The organism is Nocardioides sp. 1609 (assembly GCF_004522105.1).
In the GTDB taxonomy this organism is placed as follows: Bacteria; Actinomycetota; Actinomycetes; order Propionibacteriales; family Nocardioidaceae; genus Nocardioides.
The window spans coordinates 86,804-102,930 of record NZ_SPUJ01000002.1 but is presented as its reverse complement, the minus strand read 5'-3'; the positions used below and the strand labels follow the sequence as shown (position 1 = coordinate 102,930).

The following is a 16,127-nucleotide window of genomic DNA, read 5'->3' as shown; positions in this document are numbered from 1 at the left end:
TTCTCGGGCCGTCCGACAAGGAATTCGAAATGGCACAGAAGGTCAACATCATTCTCGTCGACGACATCGACGGTTCCGAGGCCACCGAGACGGTGACGTTCGGGCTCGACGGTGCGAGCTACGAGATCGACCTCAACGACGACCACGCCCAGGAGCTGCGCGAGGCGCTCGCGGGCTACGTCGGCAACGCCCGCAAGGTCGCCGGCTCCCGGCGTGGCGCACGCAGGTCCTCGGCCCCGGCCGAGACCGGGGGCGCCAGCGCCGCCGAGGTCCGCGACTGGGCCCGCTCGAACGGCTTCGACGTCCCCGAGCGGGGCCGCATCCCCGGCGCCGTGCGCGAGGCCTTCGACGCCGCCAACTGACGGCGGCCCGACGAGCAGCTGCACGGGCGGCGCAGGCGCCGGCCCCGTCCGCGGAGCCGAGCGGCCCGCGCCGGGTGCTCCTCCCTCGACCGCTGTCGGTTGTTCGCTGAGAGCGGACGGGCTTTCGGGGTGAGAGGGAACGCGTAGGCTGGGAGTGGGGTTAGAACACCCGTACCTCTCCCTCCACCCAGGAGCGGGCGGGACCCACGTACTTGAGGAGCGATGCGCATGTTCGAGCGGTTCACAGACCGAGCTCGCCGGGTGGTCGTGCTGGCCCAGGAAGAGGCCCGCATGCTCTCCCACAACTACATCGGCACGGAGCACATCCTGCTCGGGCTGATCCACGAGGGCGAGGGTGTCGCGGCCAAGGCCCTCGAGAGCCTCGACATCTCCCTGGAGGCAGTGCGTGCGCAGGTCGAGGAGATCATCGGCCAGGGCCAGCAGGCGCCCAGCGGCCACATCCCCTTCACCCCGCGCGCCAAGAAGGTGCTCGAGCTGTCCCTGCGCGAGGCGCTGCAGCTCGGCCACTCCTACATCGGCACCGAGCACATCCTGCTCGGCCTGATCCGCGAGGGCGAGGGTGTCGCCGCCCAGGTGCTCCAGAAGCTCGGCGCCGACCTCAACCGCGTCCGCCAGCAGGTCATCCAGCTGCTCTCCGGCTTCCAGGGCAAGGAGTCGACCGCCGCGGCGGCCGCCCAGTCCGGTGGCGGCGACGCGCCGTCGTCGTCCCTGGTGCTCGACCAGTTCGGGCGCAACCTGACCCAGGACGCCCGCGAGAGCAAGCTCGACCCGGTCATCGGTCGCGAGACCGAGATCGAGCGCGTCATGCAGATCCTGTCGCGGCGCACGAAGAACAACCCCGTCCTGATCGGTGAGCCCGGCGTCGGCAAGACGACCATCGTCGAGGGTCTCGCCCAGGACATCGTCCGCGGCAACGTGCCCGAGACGCTCAAGGACAAGCAGATCTACACCCTCGACCTCGGCGCGCTCGTGGCCGGCAGCCGCTACCGCGGTGACTTCGAGGAGCGCCTGAAGAAGGTGCTCAAGGAGATCCGCACCCGCGGTGACATCGTGCTGTTCATCGACGAGATCCACACCCTCGTCGGCGCCGGTGCGGCCGAGGGTGCGATCGACGCCGCCAGCATCCTCAAGCCGATGCTGGCCCGCGGCGAGCTGCAGACGATCGGCGCGACCACCCTCGACGAGTACCGCAAGTACCTCGAGAAGGACGCCGCGCTCGAGCGCCGCTTCCAGCCGATCCAGGTCGCCGAGCCGTCGATCGCCCACACGATCGAGATGCTCAAGGGCCTGCGCGACCGCTACGAGGCGCACCACCGGGTGACGATCACCGACCAGGCGCTCGTCAGCGCCGCGACGCTGGCCGACCGCTACATCTCCGACCGGTTCCTGCCCGACAAGGCCATCGACCTCATCGACGAGGCCGGCTCGCGGCTGCGGATCCGCCGGATGACGGCGCCCGCCGACCTGCGCGAGTACGACGACAAGATCGCCGACGTCCGCTCCCGCAAGGAGGGCGCCATCGACGGCCAGGACTTCGAGGCCGCCGCCCGGCTCCGCGACGAGGAGAAGCAGCTCATGCTGCGCAAGTCCGAGCGCGAGAAGCAGTGGCGTGCCGGCGACATGGACGAGGTGGCCGAGGTCGACGAGGAGCTCATCGCCGAGGTCCTCGCCGTCGCCACCGGCATCCCGATCGTGAAGCTCTCCGAGGAGGAGTCGACCCGGCTGCTCAACATGGAGGACGAGCTGCACAAGCGCGTCATCGGCCAGGACGAGGCCGTCAAGGCGATCTCGCGGGCGATCCGGCGCACCCGTGCCGGGCTCAAGGACCCGAAGCGCCCCGGCGGCTCGTTCATCTTCGCCGGACCCTCGGGTGTCGGCAAGACGTGGCTGTCCAAGACGCTCGCCGACTTCCTGTTCGGCGACGAGGACTCGCTCATCCAGCTCGACATGTCGGAGTTCTCCGAGAAGCACACCGTCTCGCGGCTCTTCGGCTCGCCTCCGGGCTACGTCGGCTACGAGGAGGGCGGGCAGCTCACCGAGAAGGTGCGGCGCAAGCCGTTCTCCGTGGTCCTCTTCGACGAGGTCGAGAAGGCCCACCCCGACATCTTCAACAGCCTGTTGCAGATCCTCGAGGAAGGTCGCCTGACCGACTCGCAGGGCCGGGTGGTCGACTTCAAGAACACCGTCATCATCATGACCACCAACCTCGGTACCCGCGACATCAACAAGTCGGTCCACCTCGGGTTCAACCAGGCCGGTGACGCGGCCGGCTCCTACGAGCGGATGAAGGCGAAGGTCCAGGACGAGCTCAAGCAGCACTTCCGGCCCGAGTTCCTCAACCGTGTCGACGAGATCGTCGTCTTCCCGCCGCTCAGCCGCGAGCAGATCGTCCAGATGGTCGACAACATGATCGCCTCCGTCGAGCTGCGGATGCGCGACCGCGACATGCGGATCGAGCTCACGCAGGCCGCCAAGGACCTGCTGGCCGAGCGGGGCTTCGACCCCGTGCTCGGTGCCCGTCCGCTGCGGCGCACGGTCCAGCGCGAGATCGAGGACACGATGGCCGAGAAGATGCTCTTCGGCGAGGTCGGCCCCGGTCAGATCGTGCTGGTCGACGTGGAGGGCGAGGGCCCGACGGCGAAGTTCACCTTCGCCGGGCAGAAGATGGGCGAGATGCCCGACCTGCCGCCGTTCGAGACCGTCGAGGTCGGCGCGGGGGAGACCCCCGTCAGCGAGGACGGCCCCGTCGACATCAAGAAGTCCCCTCCGGCCGAGACCGAGGGCGGCGCAGCCGGCGCCCTCTGATCCCAGCCCCACCGCCGACCCGTCACTGATCAGTGACGGGTCGGCGTCGTCTCAGGGCAGGGCGTAGGTGTCCGGACCGGTACGGGCGACGAGGGCGTCGTCGAGCAGGGAGGCCAGGCAGCGCTCACGCTGGGCCACGTCGGGCCAGGTGGCCTCGAGCGCGCTGCGGTGCACCGACCCGTCGGCGTCCCGGAGCACGGCGAGCAGGCGCCCCCGGCACTGCCGGTCGGTGCCGGCCCAGGCCTGCACCTTGCGGGGCGGGCCGTCGTACGCCGGGCGGCCGGCCGCGAGCCACGCGCACCGGTCGGCGACCGGGCAGGCCGCGCACCGCGGGTTCGCCGCGGTGCAGACCAGCGCGCCCAGCTCCATCGTCGCCACCGCCCAGGTCGCCGCGGTCGCCTCGTCGTCCGGGAGCAGCCCGGTCGCGACGTCCCGCTCCGCGCGAGTCACCGAGGCGCCGGGGAACTCGACCCCGCCGACCGCGCGGGCCAGCACGCGCCGCACGTTGGTGTCGAGGACGACGTGGCGCCGGCCGTGGGCGAAGCTCGCGATGGCCGACGCGGTGTAGTCGCCGACGCCCGGCAGCGCGACCAGGTCGGCGTACTCGGCCGGGACGACGCCGTCGTGCCGCTCGGTGATCGCGGCGGCCGCCGCGTGCAGCCGCAGGGCGCGGCGCGGGTAGCCGAGCCGGCCCCAGGCCCGGACCGCGTCGCCGGTGCTCGACGCGGCGAGGTCGGCCGGGGTGGGCCACCGCTCCATCCAGGCCTCGTGCACCGGCAGCACCCGGTTCACCGGCGTCTGCTGCAGCATCAGCTCGGAGACCATCACCGACCACGGCGAGGCCTCCGGGCGCCGCCACGGCAGGTCGCGGGCGTGCTCGGCGTACCACCTCAGGACCGGCGGGTGGAGGTCGGACTCGGGCACCCGACCATTGTGGCGGCCGGCGGTGCCCGTCCGGCGGCGGCCCGATGCGGTTGGGGCGGGTGAGGTCGGTGTGGCGTCGTCGATCGGGCCGCCGAGGTGGCTAGCGTTCGTGGCCATGCCCACGACGCGCGGACCGTTGCCCCCTGCGGTGTACTGGCGACGCCGCGCGCTCGTCCTCGGGACCGTCCTCGCGCTGGTGCTGGTCGTCGTCAACCTGGTGCGCGGTGACGACTCGCCGCCACCGGCCCGGGACGCCGCGGTGCAGGCGAGCGGCCAGCCGACCGACGCGCCCACCGGCAGGAAGGGCAAGGGCCGCAAGAACCGGTCCGGCGCCCCGCAGCCGACGACGACGCCCGTGCCCGACAGCGGGTACACGCCCGCGACCGAGCCCGCGGCCGAGCCGGCGCCGCCCGAGCCCGACGGTGACTGCGTCGACGCCGACGTCCAGGTCACGCCGTCGGTCCCGGGCGCGGTCGCCCGACGCTCCACGACCATCCGGCTGAGCCTGGAGACGCTCGTGGCCGAGGCGTGCACCTGGCGCCTGAGCAGCGACAGCCTGGCCGTCACGATCCTCGACGACGGCGGCGACGAGGTGTGGTCGAGTCGTGAGTGCCCGCGGATGGTGCCGACGGCCGAGGTCGTCGTGCGCCGCGACTCCACCGCCACCTTCGACCTGACCTGGAACGGCCGGATGTCGACGCCCGAGTGTCCCTCGGGCCAGCCCTGGGCCGAGCCGGCCGAGTACGACGTCCAGGTGGCCGCCTACGGTGCCGAGCCCGCCGATCCCGTCACCTTCGCGCTGACCGACCCGGCCGACGTGGCGGTCGCGGACGGGCCGGTCGGGCCCGCGGTGCCGGGGGTCGACGAGCCGGGCAAGGGCGAGAAGAAGAAGGACAAGGGCGGCAAGAACAAGGGCGGCAAGGGCAAGGGCAAGGACCGCGACCGCTCCCGAGGCTGAGCAAGCGAGCCCCGGCGAGCGCCGACGGAGCCCGACCGCAGCGCGTGCCTAAGGACCGCGGCTGATCGTCGCCTGTCCCCGTCGCCGTGACCCCACGAGGTCTCGACATCCCTTCCACGACGGTCTGCTCGACCACCGTCAGCGGTCCGTGCAGCGGGTCGGGCCGAGCAAGCGCGACCCTGCCGCTACACGTACCGCTCGAGGATCGTCGACTCGGCGAGGCGCGAGAGACCCTCGCGGACGCTGCGGGCCCGGAGCTCGCCGACGCCGTCGACGGTCTGGAGGTCGTCGATGCCGGCGGAGAGCAGCTTCTGCAGGGTGCCGAAGTGGTCGACCAGACGGTCGACGACGGGAGCGGGCAGGCGCGGCACCTTGGCGAGCAGGCGGTAGCCGCGCGGCGCGACGGCGCCGTCGAGGTGCTCAGCGGTGCCGAGCCCCAGGACGCGGGCCGCGGCGGCCGGGTCGACGAGCTCGGTGGCCGAGAGCGCCTCGAGCCGGCCGAGGAGGACCTCGGGGCTCTTGCTGCGGCGCCCGGCCGGGACGTAGTCGCGGATGACCAGCTCGCGCTCGGCGTCGACGCCCGTGATCAGCTCCTCGAGCTGGAGCGAGAGCAGCCGCCCGTCGCTGCCGAGCTCGAGGACGTAGTCCTCGATCTCGCGGGCGATGCGGGTCACCATCTCGAGCCGCTGGGCCACGACGGCGACGTCGCGGACGGTGACGAGGTCCTCGATCTCCAGGGCGGACAGGGTGCTCGAGACCTCGTCGAGTCGCAGCTTGTAGCGCTCGAGGGTGGCCAGCGCCTGGTTGGCGCGGGAGAGGATCTGACCGGAGTCCTCGAGGACGTGGCGCGTGGCGCCGACGTAGGCGGCGATGATCTGCATCGACTGCGACACCGAGATCACCGGGAAGCCGGTCTGCTTGGCGACGCGGTCGGCCGTGCGGTGCCGGGTGCCGGTCTCCTCGGAGGGGATGGTGTGGTCGGGCATCAGGTGGACCGCGGCCCGGATGATCCGGGTGATGTCCTTGTCGACGATGATCCCGCCGTCCATCTTGGCCAGCTCGCGCAGGCCGGTGGCGGTGAACGGGACGTCGAGGGCGAAGCCGCCGGTGGCGATCGACTCGACCGTGCGGTCGTGCCCGATGACGATGAGCGCTCCGGTGCGTCCGCGCAGGATCCGCTCCAACCCGTCGCGCAGCGCCGTGCCCGGGGCGGTCTGGGCGAGGGTCGCCCGTAGCCGCAGCTGCTCGTCGCTGCGTGCGTCGGTCATCGGCACCCCTTCACCCGTCCTGGCGTCGCGAGCGACGCCTCGCGCGAATCCTAACCGTCGTCGACCACGCTCAACGACTGCTTTGACCGCGTGGTGAGGTTGAGCAGCAGCAGCGCCGAGAGGACGTCGCGGACCTCGACGACCCGCATGCCCTCGACCATGCGGTCGGTGCGGTGCGACCTGGGGGCGTCGGGCAGGTGCAGCTCGGCCGGGACGACGGCCATCTTGAAGCCCAGCCGGGAGGCCTCGGCGAGCCGCTGCGGCAGGTCGCGGACCCGGCGCAGCTCGCCCGACAGCCCGATCTCGCCCATCGCGACCACGCCGACCGGCGGCGGGGTCAGGTGGGTGGCCGAGGCGAGGGCCACGGCGACGGCGAGGTCGCTGGCCGGCTCGGAGAGCCGCGCGCCGCCGACGGTGGAGGCGAAGACGTCGTGCCCGTGCAGCCGGATGCCGCAGTGCTGCTGCAGCACCGCCAGGACCATCGCGATGCGCGACCCGTCGAGGCCGGACGTCGTGCGCCGCGGCCGCTCGAGCGGGGACGGCGTCACCAGGGCCTGGACCTCGGCGAGCAGCGGCCGGCGTCCTTCCATGGTGACCGCGACGCAGGTGCCGGCGACCCGCCCGTGCAGGTGCTCGACGAAGAGCCCGGTCGGGTCGGCGACGGCGGTGATGCCGTCGGCGCCGAGGTCGAAGCAGCCGACCTCGTCGACCGGGCCGAACCGGTTCTTCACCGCCCGCACCATCCGGAACCGGCTGTTGCGGTCGCCCTCGAAGTGCAGCACCACGTCGACCAGGTGCTCCAGGACGCGCGGGCCGGCGATGCCGCCGTCCTTGGTGACGTGGCCGACGAGCACGGTGGCGATGTCGCGGGTCTTGGCGACGCGCACCAGCGCGGCCGAGACCTCCTTGACCTGGGTGACGCCCCCGGGCACGCCCTCGATGCCGGCCGCCCCGATCGTCTGCACCGAGTCGACGACCACCAGGTCGGGACGCACCTGCTCGATGTGGGTGAGGACGGCGCCGAGGTCGGTCTCGGCGGCGAGGTAGAGCTGGTCGTGCACGCCGCCGGTGCGGTCGGCACGCATCCGGACCTGGCCGGCCGACTCCTCCCCGGTCACGTAGAGCACCCGACGACCCTCCCGGGCGGTCTGGGCGGCCACCTCGAGCAGCAGGGTGCTCTTGCCGACGCCCGGCTCGCCGGCGAGCAGGATGGCGGCTCCCGGGACCAGGCCGCCGCCGAGCACCCGGTCGAGCTCGGGGACGCCGGTGCCGCGGAACGCCGACTCCGAGACCCGGACCTGACCGATCGGGACGGCGGGGGTGGTGACCGGGCCGGAGGCCGCCCGCACCGTGGGCGTGCCGGCCTCGGCGACCGAGCCCCACGCCTGGCACTCCCCGCAGCGACCGACCCACTTGCCGGTCTCCCACCCGCACTCGGCACAGCGGTACTGCGGACGGGGTGGCTTCGTGGTGGACCGGGGCATGGCGAGAACGCTAGACGAGCCCACCGACAGCCCTCCGTCGCCGGATCGTCGCCGCACCGTCGCCGCACCGGGTCTCCGCGCGGCCATCACCCGGCGGGACGACGCACGCCGCGGCGCGCCGCGGTTACACTCCGCTTGGATCGTTCAAGAGCTCGGACGGGAGCGATGATGAGGGGCAGCAGGACCACGACGCGGATCTCCGTGGCCGCACCCACCCTCGCCGACGTCGCCGAGAGCGCCGGGGTGTCGCGCCAGACCGTCTCGAACGCCGTCAACAACCCCGACCTGCTGCGACCCGACACGCTGGTGCGGGTGCAGGAGGCGATCGCCGAGCTCGGCTACGTGCCCAACCGGGCCGCCCGCAACCTGCGCACCCGCGCCTCGCACCTGGTCGGGCTGCGGCTCAGCCCGGTCCTGGAGGGCAACGCCACCGCCGTCGGCGACCGGTTCGTGCACTCCCTGGTGTGGACCTCGCGCGAGGCCGGCTACCACGTGCTGCTGTTCTCGGGCGAGGGCCCGGCCGCGATCGACGGCTACGAGGACCTGCTGCGCTCGACCGCCGTCGACGCCTTCGTCGTCACCGACACCTACCTCGGCAACCCGCAGGCGACCTGGCTGCGCGAGCGCCGCGCGCCCTTCGTCGCCTTCGGTCGCCCCTGGGACGATCCCGACGCGCGCCACCCGTGGGTCGACGTCGACGGTGCCGCCGGCACCGAGATGGCCACCCGCCACCTGCTCGACAAGGGCCACACGCGCGTCGCCTGGATCGGCTGGCGCAAGGACTCCTTCATCGGCGAGGACCGTCGCTCCGGCTGGAGCCGGGCCCTGCGCGAGCGTGGGCTGTCGACCACCGGGATGGCCTCGCGGGTCGAGGACACCGTCAGCAGCGGCCGCGAGGCCAGCGCCGTGCTCCTCGACGAGGCCCGCCCCTCGGCCTTCGTCTGCGCCTCCGACACCCTCGCGATGGGCGTCCTGCACACCCTCGCCGAGCGCGGCCTGCAGCCGGGCCGCGACATCGCCGTCGCCGGGTTCGACGACTCCCAGGTCGCCCAGGTCGTGCACCCCGGCCTCACCTCCGTGCGCCAGCCGCTCGAGGAGGTCGCGGTCGCCGTCGTCCGCTCGCTCGAGGACCTGCTGGCCACCCCGTCGTACGTCGGCGAGGGGCTGCTGCTGACGCCGTCCCTGACGGTCCGCCCGTCCACCGGCTGACCACGCCGCGCGGTCGCGCGGTGCGGGTCGCGGCGCGCCGAAGGGTCAGAACGACCTGGACCACACGTTGACGGCGTAGTCGACCTCGAGGCCGTCGTGGTGGCGCAGCGCCTCCTCGGCGGCGGCCGGGGGCAGCTCGATCCGCACGACGGCCTCCAGGTCGGCGCGCGAGGTGAAGCGCCAGCCCATGTCGACCGGGGTGCGGGTCCAGCCGCGGGTCGACCAGAACCGCTCGACCTCCGCGGGCGGGGGCAGGTGCGGGTAGCCGCGGCGGAACCAGGCCCCGAACGTCGATCGGGAGCCGTCGTTGTCGACGACCACCGCCGCACCTCCCGGGCGGACGACGCGCTCGAGCTCGGCGAGGCCGGGCTCGCAGCCGGGTCCGAAGAAGTAGGCCCAGCGCGCGTGGACGACGTCGACCGAGGACGGCGGCAGCGGCACCGCCTGTGCGGTGCCGGCCAGCAGGGTCACGTGGTCGAGCCGCGCCGTGCGTCGTCGCGCCAGCGCGAGCAGGTCGGGGTGCGGCTCGACGCCGACGACGCGGCCGGCGTCCGCGGCGAACGCCGGCAGGTGGAAGCCGGTCCCGCAGCCGAGGTCGAGCACGGTGCGGCCGGTCCAGGGCGCGAGCGACCGCAGGGTCGACCAGAGGACGCCGTCGGGGTCGACGGCGCGGTTCTCGGTCTCGTAGGTCGCCGTGTGCTTCCAGATGTTGGGGCTGGGCACGGCGCCCGGGAGCGGGCGGGCCCGCCCGGGCGACCCCGTCAGATGCGGACCAGGCCGGACGGCGTCTGCACCTGCACCGCGAGGATGCCGGGCGTGCCGTGCGGGGCGACCCACTCGACCTTGACGTCCTCGAGCGGAGCCTCGACGGTCTCGCCGAGCCACTCACTGACGCGCTGGGGGTCACCGGCGATCTCGAGACAGGCCAGCGACCAGCCGGCGTCGGCGCCGGCCGACGGGTGCAGCGCGGCCGGGCTGTCCCACTGCACGAAGAACGGCAGCTGCGGGTCGGAGAGCAGGCCGTGGACGCCGATCTGCTTCCACAGCAGCTCGGTGCCGTCGGGGCGGTGCCGGTTGCCGGCCACCGCGGCGCGGCCGAGCCGCTCCTCGACCACCGCGATGTCGTCGACCGAGACGACCCAGCCGAGCCAGCCGCCGCCGGCGTTGGACCGGGCCTTGACGGCCTGGCCGAACGGGGCCTTGTCGGAGGCCGGGTGGTCGAGTGCCTCGACCACCTCGAGGTAGGTGTTGCCAGCCATCGGCAGGATCATGTTGCGGGTGCCGAAGCGTGGGTGGATCCCGCCGTCGTCGAACTCTCGCCCGAGGAGGCCACCCAGGTTTGCGGCGGTGGCAGCGAGGCCATCGGGACCGGCGGCGAACGAGAGATGGTCGAGGCGCATGTCCACCAGTGTGGGCAAACCCTCGCGCCAACCGGACGCCGGGGTCGGGGTGTCTTGACATCGAGATACGGCACCGGGGCGCCCGCCGCGCGGTGGCACGGGCGTCGCGCCGTGCTCGCCGCGCCGTCGGTCCGTCGAACCGAGTTCGCCGGGCCGGTGGGTGCGTCGGCGGTTCAGCGGGGATCGGCCGGGTGCAGGGCGAGCGCGGAGCGGGAGCGGAGGTGGGCCTCGCAGTGCCGGACCAGCTCGGCGTACGCCGCCGCGCCCATCAGCTCGGTGAGCTCGGGCTCGTGGGTGAGGTAGACGGGCTCGGGGGCGACGTGGGCCTCGGTGTTGCCCGAGCAGTACCAGTCGAGGTCGTGGCCCCCGGGACCCCAGCCGCGACGGTCGTACTCGCCGATCGAGACCTCCGTGTACGACGTCTGGTCGGTGCGCTCGACCTCGCGGAAGGTGCGCCGGATCGGCAGCTGCCAGCAGACGTCCGGCTTGGTCTCGAGGGGGTTGCGTCCCTGCTGCAGCGCCAGGCCGTGCAGCGCGCAGCCCGCGCCGCCGGAGCCCGGGGCGCCGCCGGCGGGCGCGAAGTCCGCGCGGTTGTGGAACACGCAGGCCTGCTGACCGTCGACGACGACGACGAGCGTCTTGCGGTCGCCCTCGGCGTCGGTCTCGACCCAGTCCTTCTTCCGCACCGGCCGGCCGGGGTGGAACTGCCACTGCGTCTCGTCGAGCTGCCCCACGAAGGCCGCGACCCGCTTCTCGTCGTCGGCGTCGGCGAAGTGTGCGCCGAGGGTGCAGCACCCGGTGTCGGGGGCGTCGGCGTAGATGCCCTGGCAGCCCTGGCCGAAGATGCACGTGTAGCTGCTGGTCAGCCAGGTCAGGTCGCAGCGCATCACCTCGGTGTCGTCGGCCGGGTTGGCGAACTCCACGTAGGCGCGCGGAAAGACCAGGTCGACCTCGGGCATGCGGCCGAGCCTACGGCCGGTCCCGCGGCTCGTCCTCGTCGCGCCCCTCCTCGTCGCGGCGCCCGCCCTCGCGGCCCGCGCCGTCCTCGGGCCCGTCGGGCCGGGCGGCCAGGCCGCGCTTCTCGTCCTGCACCCTCCGGCGCCGGATCTCACCCCGGGCCAGCACGTAGGCCAGCACGACCGGCCAGACGTACTTCGCCTTGTCGAGCAGCCACCCGAGCCAGCCGGGGAGCGACCAGTCGGGCCAGGGGACCGAGGGCAGGTCGGGCCAGGGGAGCGAGGGCAGGTCCGGCCAGGGGACCGAGGGCAGGTCGGGCCACGGGATCCGCACGGCGAACCGGACGGCGAGCAGCGTGAGCAGGATCGGCAGCACGATCCCGGCCACCGCGACGAGCGTGCGCTGCGCGGCGTAGCGGTTCGGGTGCAGCCGGACCCGCTCCTCGTACGTCGCCGCGGGGGAGCCCGGCTCGGGCTCGAGGTCGGTGCCGCCCAGCCCGAGCGCCGCCTCGCCGGCCCGGCCCGGCGGGTGCCAGGTCGCCCGGCGCGGCCGACCGAGCGAGGTGAACCTGAGGGTGACCAGGCCGAGGGTGTCGGCCCGGTCGGCGTCGTCGGGCTTCAGCTCGACCTTGTCGTCGGCCGTGCGCACGTCGGCGACGAGCTCGTCGTCGACCCACCAGCACAGGTGCTTGCGCCACCCGCCGGTGTCGGCCTCGACGCGGTGCCGCGCCTCGGGCGTCACGAGGTCCCACCGCTGCACGGCCACGTCATCGACGCTACGGCGGGCGCCGGGTCCACGGGATCGTGCAGGAGTCTCGACCGGGCCCGACTTTGGTCGGTCGTCGTCAACCGGTCGCGGGCGCCGCCCGCCCGGGACCCGACACCGACCCGGGGACCGGGGCCTCCGGGAGTAGCGTTGGCGGCATGCGTCTGGGCGTCCTCGACATCGGCTCCAACACCGGCCACCTCCTGGTGGTCGACGCCCACGGTGGGGCGGCCCCGCTGCCGGCGTACTCCTACAAGCAGCCGCTGCGGCTCGCCGAGCACCTCGACGGCGACGGCGCGGTGACCCGGACCGGGATCGACCTGCTCACGACGTTCACGGCCGAGTCCATCGGGGTGGCCGACGACAAGGGCTGCGAGGACATGGTGTCCTTCGCGACCTCCGCGGTGCGCGACAGCGTCAACAGCGACGACGTCCTGGCCCACGTGCGCGACCAGACCGGCGTCGACATCCAGGTGCTCTCCGGTGAGGACGAGGCGCGGCTGACCTTCCTCGCCGTGCGCCGGTGGTTCGGGTGGTCGGCCGGGCGGCTCGCGGTCTTCGACATCGGCGGCGGGTCCCTCGAGATCGCCTCCGGCGGCGACGAGCGCCCGGACGTCGCCTGGTCGCTCCCGCTCGGCGCGGCCCGGCTGGCCCGCACCCACTTCGCCGAGCGGCCCGACGAGGAGGCCCTCAAGGCGATCCGCAAGACGATCCGGGCAGAGATCGCCCGCGACGCCGGGAACCTGCTGCGCACCGGTCGTCCGCACAAGGCGGCGGCGACGTCCAAGACGTTCCGTTCCCTGGGCCGCATCTGCGGCGCCGCCCCGTCGGCGGAGGGCAGCCTGGTGCCGCGGACCCTGCCTCTCGCCGCCCTGCGCACCTGGATCCCCAAGCTCGTGGCGATGACACCCCAGGAGCTCGCCGACCTGCCCGGCGTCTCGCCGAGCCGCACCCACCAGATCGTCGCCGGTGCGCTCGTCGCCGAGGCGTGCATGGACATCTTCGACCTCGCCGAGCTCGAGGTCTGCCCGTGGGCGCTGCGCGAGGGCGTCATCCTGGAGCGCATCGACCGCTTCAGCGTCGTCTGAGCCCGTGACCCGCATCGGCCTGTCGTCGTCCTCGGTCTACCCCGAGTCGACCGCGCACGCCTTCACCTACGCCGCCTCGATCGGGTACGACGCGGTCGAGGTGATGGTGGGCATCGACGCGCTCAGCCAGCAGACCTCGGCGGTCCTGCAGCTCGCCGACCACCACGGGATCCCGGTCTGTGCCGTGCACGCGCCGTGCCTGCTGTTCACCCAGCGGGTCTGGGGCACCGAGCCGTGGGGCAAGCTGCAGCGCTCGGCGGAGATGGCGGCCGCGGTCGGGGCCGAGGTGGTGGTCGTGCACCCGCCGTTCCGGTGGCAGAAGGAGTACGCCCGCGACTTCGTCGACGGCATCGCCGCCCTCGAGAACTCCACCGGCATCCGCTTCGCCGTCGAGAACATGTATCCCTGGCGGGCCACGCGCAAGCGCGGCGCCGAGATGTACCTGCCCGGCTGGGACCCTTCCGAGGAGCCCTACGCGAACACCACGATCGACCTGTCGCACGCGGCGATCGCAGGTTCGGACGTCGTCGAGATGGCGGGGCGCCTCGGCGACCGCCTGCGGCACGTGCACCTCACCGACGGCAGCGGCTCGGCCAAGGACGAGCACCTCGTGCCGGGTCGCGGCACGATGGGCGCGGCCCGCTTCCTGCGCCACGTCGCCTCCGCCGGGTTCGAGGGCGACGTGGTCGTCGAGATCAACACCCGCCGCTGCGGCACCCGCGAGGAGCGCGAGGCCGACCTGCGGGAGTCGTTGGAGTTCGCCCGCGAGCACTTCGTCGTCCCGACGCCGGACGCCGGCCCGTAGCCTCACCGGCATGCCCCGTGGTCGTCGTCCCGGCTCGCCGGACACCCGTGCCGCCATCCTCGGCGCGGCCCGCGAGCGCTTCGCGCAGCAGGGGTTCGCCGGCACCTCGGTCCGCCGGGTGGCCGCCGACGCAGGGGTCGACCCCGCGCTCGTGCACCACTACTTCGGCACCAAGGACGACCTGTTCCTGGCCGCGCTCGAGGTGCGGATCGACCCGCGGGAGGCGGTGCTCCCGGTGATCGAGGGCGGCCCCGACGGTGCCGGGACCCGGCTCATGACGCTCTTCGTGTCGGTCTGGGACGACCCCGAGCTCCGCGCGCCGCTGCTCGCCCTGGTGCGCGGGGTGGTCGATCCCGACGGCGCCCGGCTGGTGCGCGACGGGTTCCTCCGCCTGGTCCTGACCCCGGTCGGTGCCGGCCTCGGCGTCGACGACCCCGAGCGGCGGATGGCCCTGGTCGCCTCGCAGCTGCTCGGGCTGGTCCTGGCGCGCTACGTGCTGGAGGTCGAGCCCGTCGCATCGATGCCGGGCGACCGGCTCGCGGCGACGTACGCCCCGACGTTGCAGCACTACCTGACCGGCCCCTTGCCCTAGCGCCGCCGCAGGAGCATTATTCATCACATGATGAATAACACCGTGGAGGTGCGCGGCCTCGTCGTGGTCCGCGGCCGGCACCGCGTGCTCGACGGCCTCGACCTGGACGTCGCCCCGGGTGTGACCGGGCTGCTCGGGCCGTCCGGCTGCGGGAAGTCGACGCTGCTGCGCTCGGTGGTCGGCGTCCAGCGGGTCGCCGGGGGGGCCGTGCGGGTCCTCGGGCAGGACGCGGGCGCCGCGGCCCTGCGACGACGGGTCGGCTACGTCACCCAGGCCGCGAGCGTGTACGACGACCTCACCGTCGCCGAGAACCTCCGCTTCTTCGCCCGGGTGCTCGGGGTGACGCGGCACGACGTCGAGCGGGCCGTCGAGTCCGTCGACCTCGGCGAGCACCGCGACCAGGTCGTCGGCCGGCTCTCCGGCGGTCAGCGGTCGCGGGCCAGCCTCGCCGTCGCGATGCTCGGGGAGCCGGACCTGCTCGTCCTCGACGAGCCGACCGTCGGCCTCGACCCCGTGCTCCGGCGCGACCTCTGGGCGGTGTTCCACCGCATCGCCGACGGTGGCGCCACGGTGCTGGTCTCGAGCCACGTGATGGACGAGGCCGAACGCTGCGACCGGTTGCTGCTGATGCGCGACGGCGCGGTCCTCACCGACGACACCCCGGACGGCGTCAAGCGGCGCACCGGTGCCGGCGACGTCGAGACGGCCTTCCTCCGCCTGGTCGAGGACCTCGCATGAGGACCCCGGGCCGGGTGGCCGGGGCGGTCGCGCTGCGGGTGCTCACCCAGCTGCGGCGCGACCGCCGCACGCTGGTCATGCTGCTGGCCCTGCCGTGCCTGCTGGTCGTGCTGCTGTGGTGGATGTTCGAGGACGCACCGGGGTCGTCGTTCGACCGGCTCGGGCCGGGGCTGCTCGCGCTCTTCCCGTTCGTCGTCATGTTCCTCGTGACCAGCGTGACGATGCTGCGCGAGCGGTCGAGCGGCACGCTGGAGCGCCTCCTGACCCTGCCGGCCGGGCGGCTCGACCTGATCCTGGGCTACGCCCTCGCCTTCGGGGTGGTCGCGGCGGTCCAGTCCACCCTCGCCGTCGCGGTGAGCGTCGGCCCGCTCGGGCTGGACGTCGCCGGCCCGGTCTGGCTGCTCGTGGTCGTGGCGGTGGCCGACGCCGTCCTGGGCACCGCCCTGGGCCTCTTCGTCAGCGCCTTCGCCCGCACCGAGTTCCAGGCCGTGCAGTTCCTGCCGGCGTTCGTGATCCCCCAGATCCTGCTGTGCGGGCTCCTCCTGCCGCGCGAGGTGCTGCCGTCGGGGCTGGAGGAGGTCAGCTCGGTGCTGCCGCTGTCCTACGCCACCGACGCCATGCAGACCCTGTCGCGCTCCACCGCGACCGGCGCGGTCCTGGCCGACCTCGCGGTGGTCGTCGGGTTCGGCGCGGCGTGCCTGGCGCTCGGGGCCGCGACCCTGCGCCGGCGCACGGCGTAGCCCGGCCGGAT

Annotated in this window: 16 protein-coding genes; 9 read left to right on the top strand and 7 right to left on the bottom strand. The window is 73.5% G+C overall.

Going from position 1 to position 16,127, the window contains the following annotated elements; translation table 11 throughout:
• The first annotated feature begins 29 nt into the window (after positions 1 to 29).
• Together E4623_RS05525 and E4623_RS05520 are read left to right on the top strand one after the other, a co-directional pair.
• Positions 30 to 362, top strand: a complete 333-nt coding sequence (locus E4623_RS05525) for an Lsr2 family protein (protein ID WP_134765545.1) — start codon at positions 30 to 32, stop codon at positions 360 to 362.
• Positions 363 to 590: 228 nt separating this feature from the next.
• Positions 591 to 3,188, top strand: coding sequence for an ATP-dependent Clp protease ATP-binding subunit (locus tag E4623_RS05520; RefSeq protein ID WP_134765544.1), 2,598 nt, complete (start codon positions 591 to 593; stop codon positions 3,186 to 3,188).
• Between the two features lie 51 nt (positions 3,189 to 3,239).
• Here the strand turns inward: E4623_RS05520 and E4623_RS05515 are convergent, their stop codons facing one another.
• Complete coding sequence (locus E4623_RS05515) at positions 3,240 to 4,112, bottom strand: A/G-specific adenine glycosylase (protein WP_245154920.1); 873 nt, start codon at positions 4,110 to 4,112, stop codon at positions 3,240 to 3,242.
• Between the two features lie 115 nt (positions 4,113 to 4,227).
• Here E4623_RS05515 and E4623_RS05510 point away from each other — a divergent pair, with 115 nt between their 5' ends.
• Complete coding sequence (locus E4623_RS05510) at positions 4,228 to 5,070, top strand: hypothetical protein (protein WP_134765542.1); 843 nt, start codon at positions 4,228 to 4,230, stop codon at positions 5,068 to 5,070.
• A 185-nt stretch (positions 5,071 to 5,255) separates the two neighbouring features.
• Here E4623_RS05510 and disA read toward each other — a convergent pair whose 3' ends face one another.
• Both disA and radA read right to left on the bottom strand, forming a co-directional pair.
• Positions 5,256 to 6,338, bottom strand: coding sequence for a DNA integrity scanning diadenylate cyclase DisA (disA, locus tag E4623_RS05505; protein ID WP_134765541.1), 1,083 nt, complete (start codon positions 6,336 to 6,338; stop codon positions 5,256 to 5,258).
• A 50-nt stretch (positions 6,339 to 6,388) separates the two neighbouring features.
• Positions 6,389 to 7,822: a DNA repair protein RadA gene (gene radA, locus E4623_RS05500; RefSeq protein WP_134765540.1), complete on the bottom strand. Its 1,434-nt coding sequence runs from the start codon at positions 7,820 to 7,822 to the stop codon at positions 6,389 to 6,391.
• Between the two features lie 201 nt (positions 7,823 to 8,023).
• On the opposite strand from radA, the gene E4623_RS05495 reads away from it, so the two are divergent.
• Positions 8,024 to 9,031 (top strand): LacI family DNA-binding transcriptional regulator, encoded by a 1,008-nt coding sequence (locus tag E4623_RS05495; protein ID WP_245154919.1) that lies wholly within the window; start codon positions 8,024 to 8,026, stop codon positions 9,029 to 9,031.
• Positions 9,032 to 9,076: 45 nt separating this feature from the next.
• Here the strand turns inward: E4623_RS05495 and E4623_RS05490 are convergent, their stop codons facing one another.
• The 4 genes from E4623_RS05490 to E4623_RS05475 form a co-directional block, all read right to left on the bottom strand.
• On the bottom strand, positions 9,077 to 9,754 hold the full coding sequence (locus tag E4623_RS05490; RefSeq protein ID WP_245154918.1) for a class I SAM-dependent methyltransferase: 678 nt from the start codon (positions 9,752 to 9,754) through the stop codon (positions 9,077 to 9,079).
• Between the two features lie 38 nt (positions 9,755 to 9,792).
• The gene (locus E4623_RS05485) at positions 9,793 to 10,431 is read right to left on the bottom strand and encodes a VOC family protein (protein WP_134765538.1); all 639 of its coding nucleotides are present in this window, start codon (positions 10,429 to 10,431) and stop codon (positions 9,793 to 9,795) included.
• A 173-nt stretch (positions 10,432 to 10,604) separates the two neighbouring features.
• Positions 10,605 to 11,390 carry a hypothetical protein gene (locus E4623_RS05480; RefSeq protein WP_134765537.1) on the bottom strand — a complete coding sequence of 262 codons (786 nt, stop codon included), beginning with the start codon at positions 11,388 to 11,390 and terminating at the stop codon, positions 10,605 to 10,607.
• 10 nt (positions 11,391 to 11,400) lie between these two features.
• Positions 11,401 to 12,153 (bottom strand): hypothetical protein, encoded by a 753-nt coding sequence (locus E4623_RS05475; protein WP_134765536.1) that lies wholly within the window; start codon positions 12,151 to 12,153, stop codon positions 11,401 to 11,403.
• A 158-nt stretch (positions 12,154 to 12,311) separates the two neighbouring features.
• On the opposite strand from E4623_RS05475, the gene E4623_RS05470 reads away from it, so the two are divergent.
• The 5 genes from E4623_RS05470 to E4623_RS05450 are packed head-to-tail and all read left to right on the top strand — an operon-like array spanning position 12,312 to position 16,116.
• Positions 12,312 to 13,241, top strand: coding sequence for a Ppx/GppA phosphatase family protein (locus E4623_RS05470; protein ID WP_134765535.1), 930 nt, complete (start codon positions 12,312 to 12,314; stop codon positions 13,239 to 13,241).
• Between the two features lie 4 nt (positions 13,242 to 13,245).
• The gene (locus E4623_RS05465; protein WP_134765534.1) at positions 13,246 to 14,046 is read left to right on the top strand and encodes a sugar phosphate isomerase/epimerase; all 801 of its coding nucleotides are present in this window, start codon (positions 13,246 to 13,248) and stop codon (positions 14,044 to 14,046) included.
• 10 nt (positions 14,047 to 14,056) lie between these two features.
• On the top strand, positions 14,057 to 14,638 hold the full coding sequence (locus tag E4623_RS05460) for a TetR family transcriptional regulator (protein ID WP_134765533.1): 582 nt from the start codon (positions 14,057 to 14,059) through the stop codon (positions 14,636 to 14,638).
• 30 nt (positions 14,639 to 14,668) lie between these two features.
• Positions 14,669 to 15,376 carry an ABC transporter ATP-binding protein gene (locus tag E4623_RS05455; protein ID WP_348537283.1) on the top strand — a complete coding sequence of 236 codons (708 nt, stop codon included), beginning with the start codon at positions 14,669 to 14,671 and terminating at the stop codon, positions 15,374 to 15,376.
• Complete coding sequence (locus tag E4623_RS05450; RefSeq protein WP_134765531.1) at positions 15,373 to 16,116, top strand: ABC transporter permease; 744 nt, start codon at positions 15,373 to 15,375, stop codon at positions 16,114 to 16,116. The genes E4623_RS05455 and E4623_RS05450 overlap by 4 nt, the downstream gene beginning before the upstream one ends.
• Positions 16,117 to 16,127 lie beyond the last annotated feature (11 nt).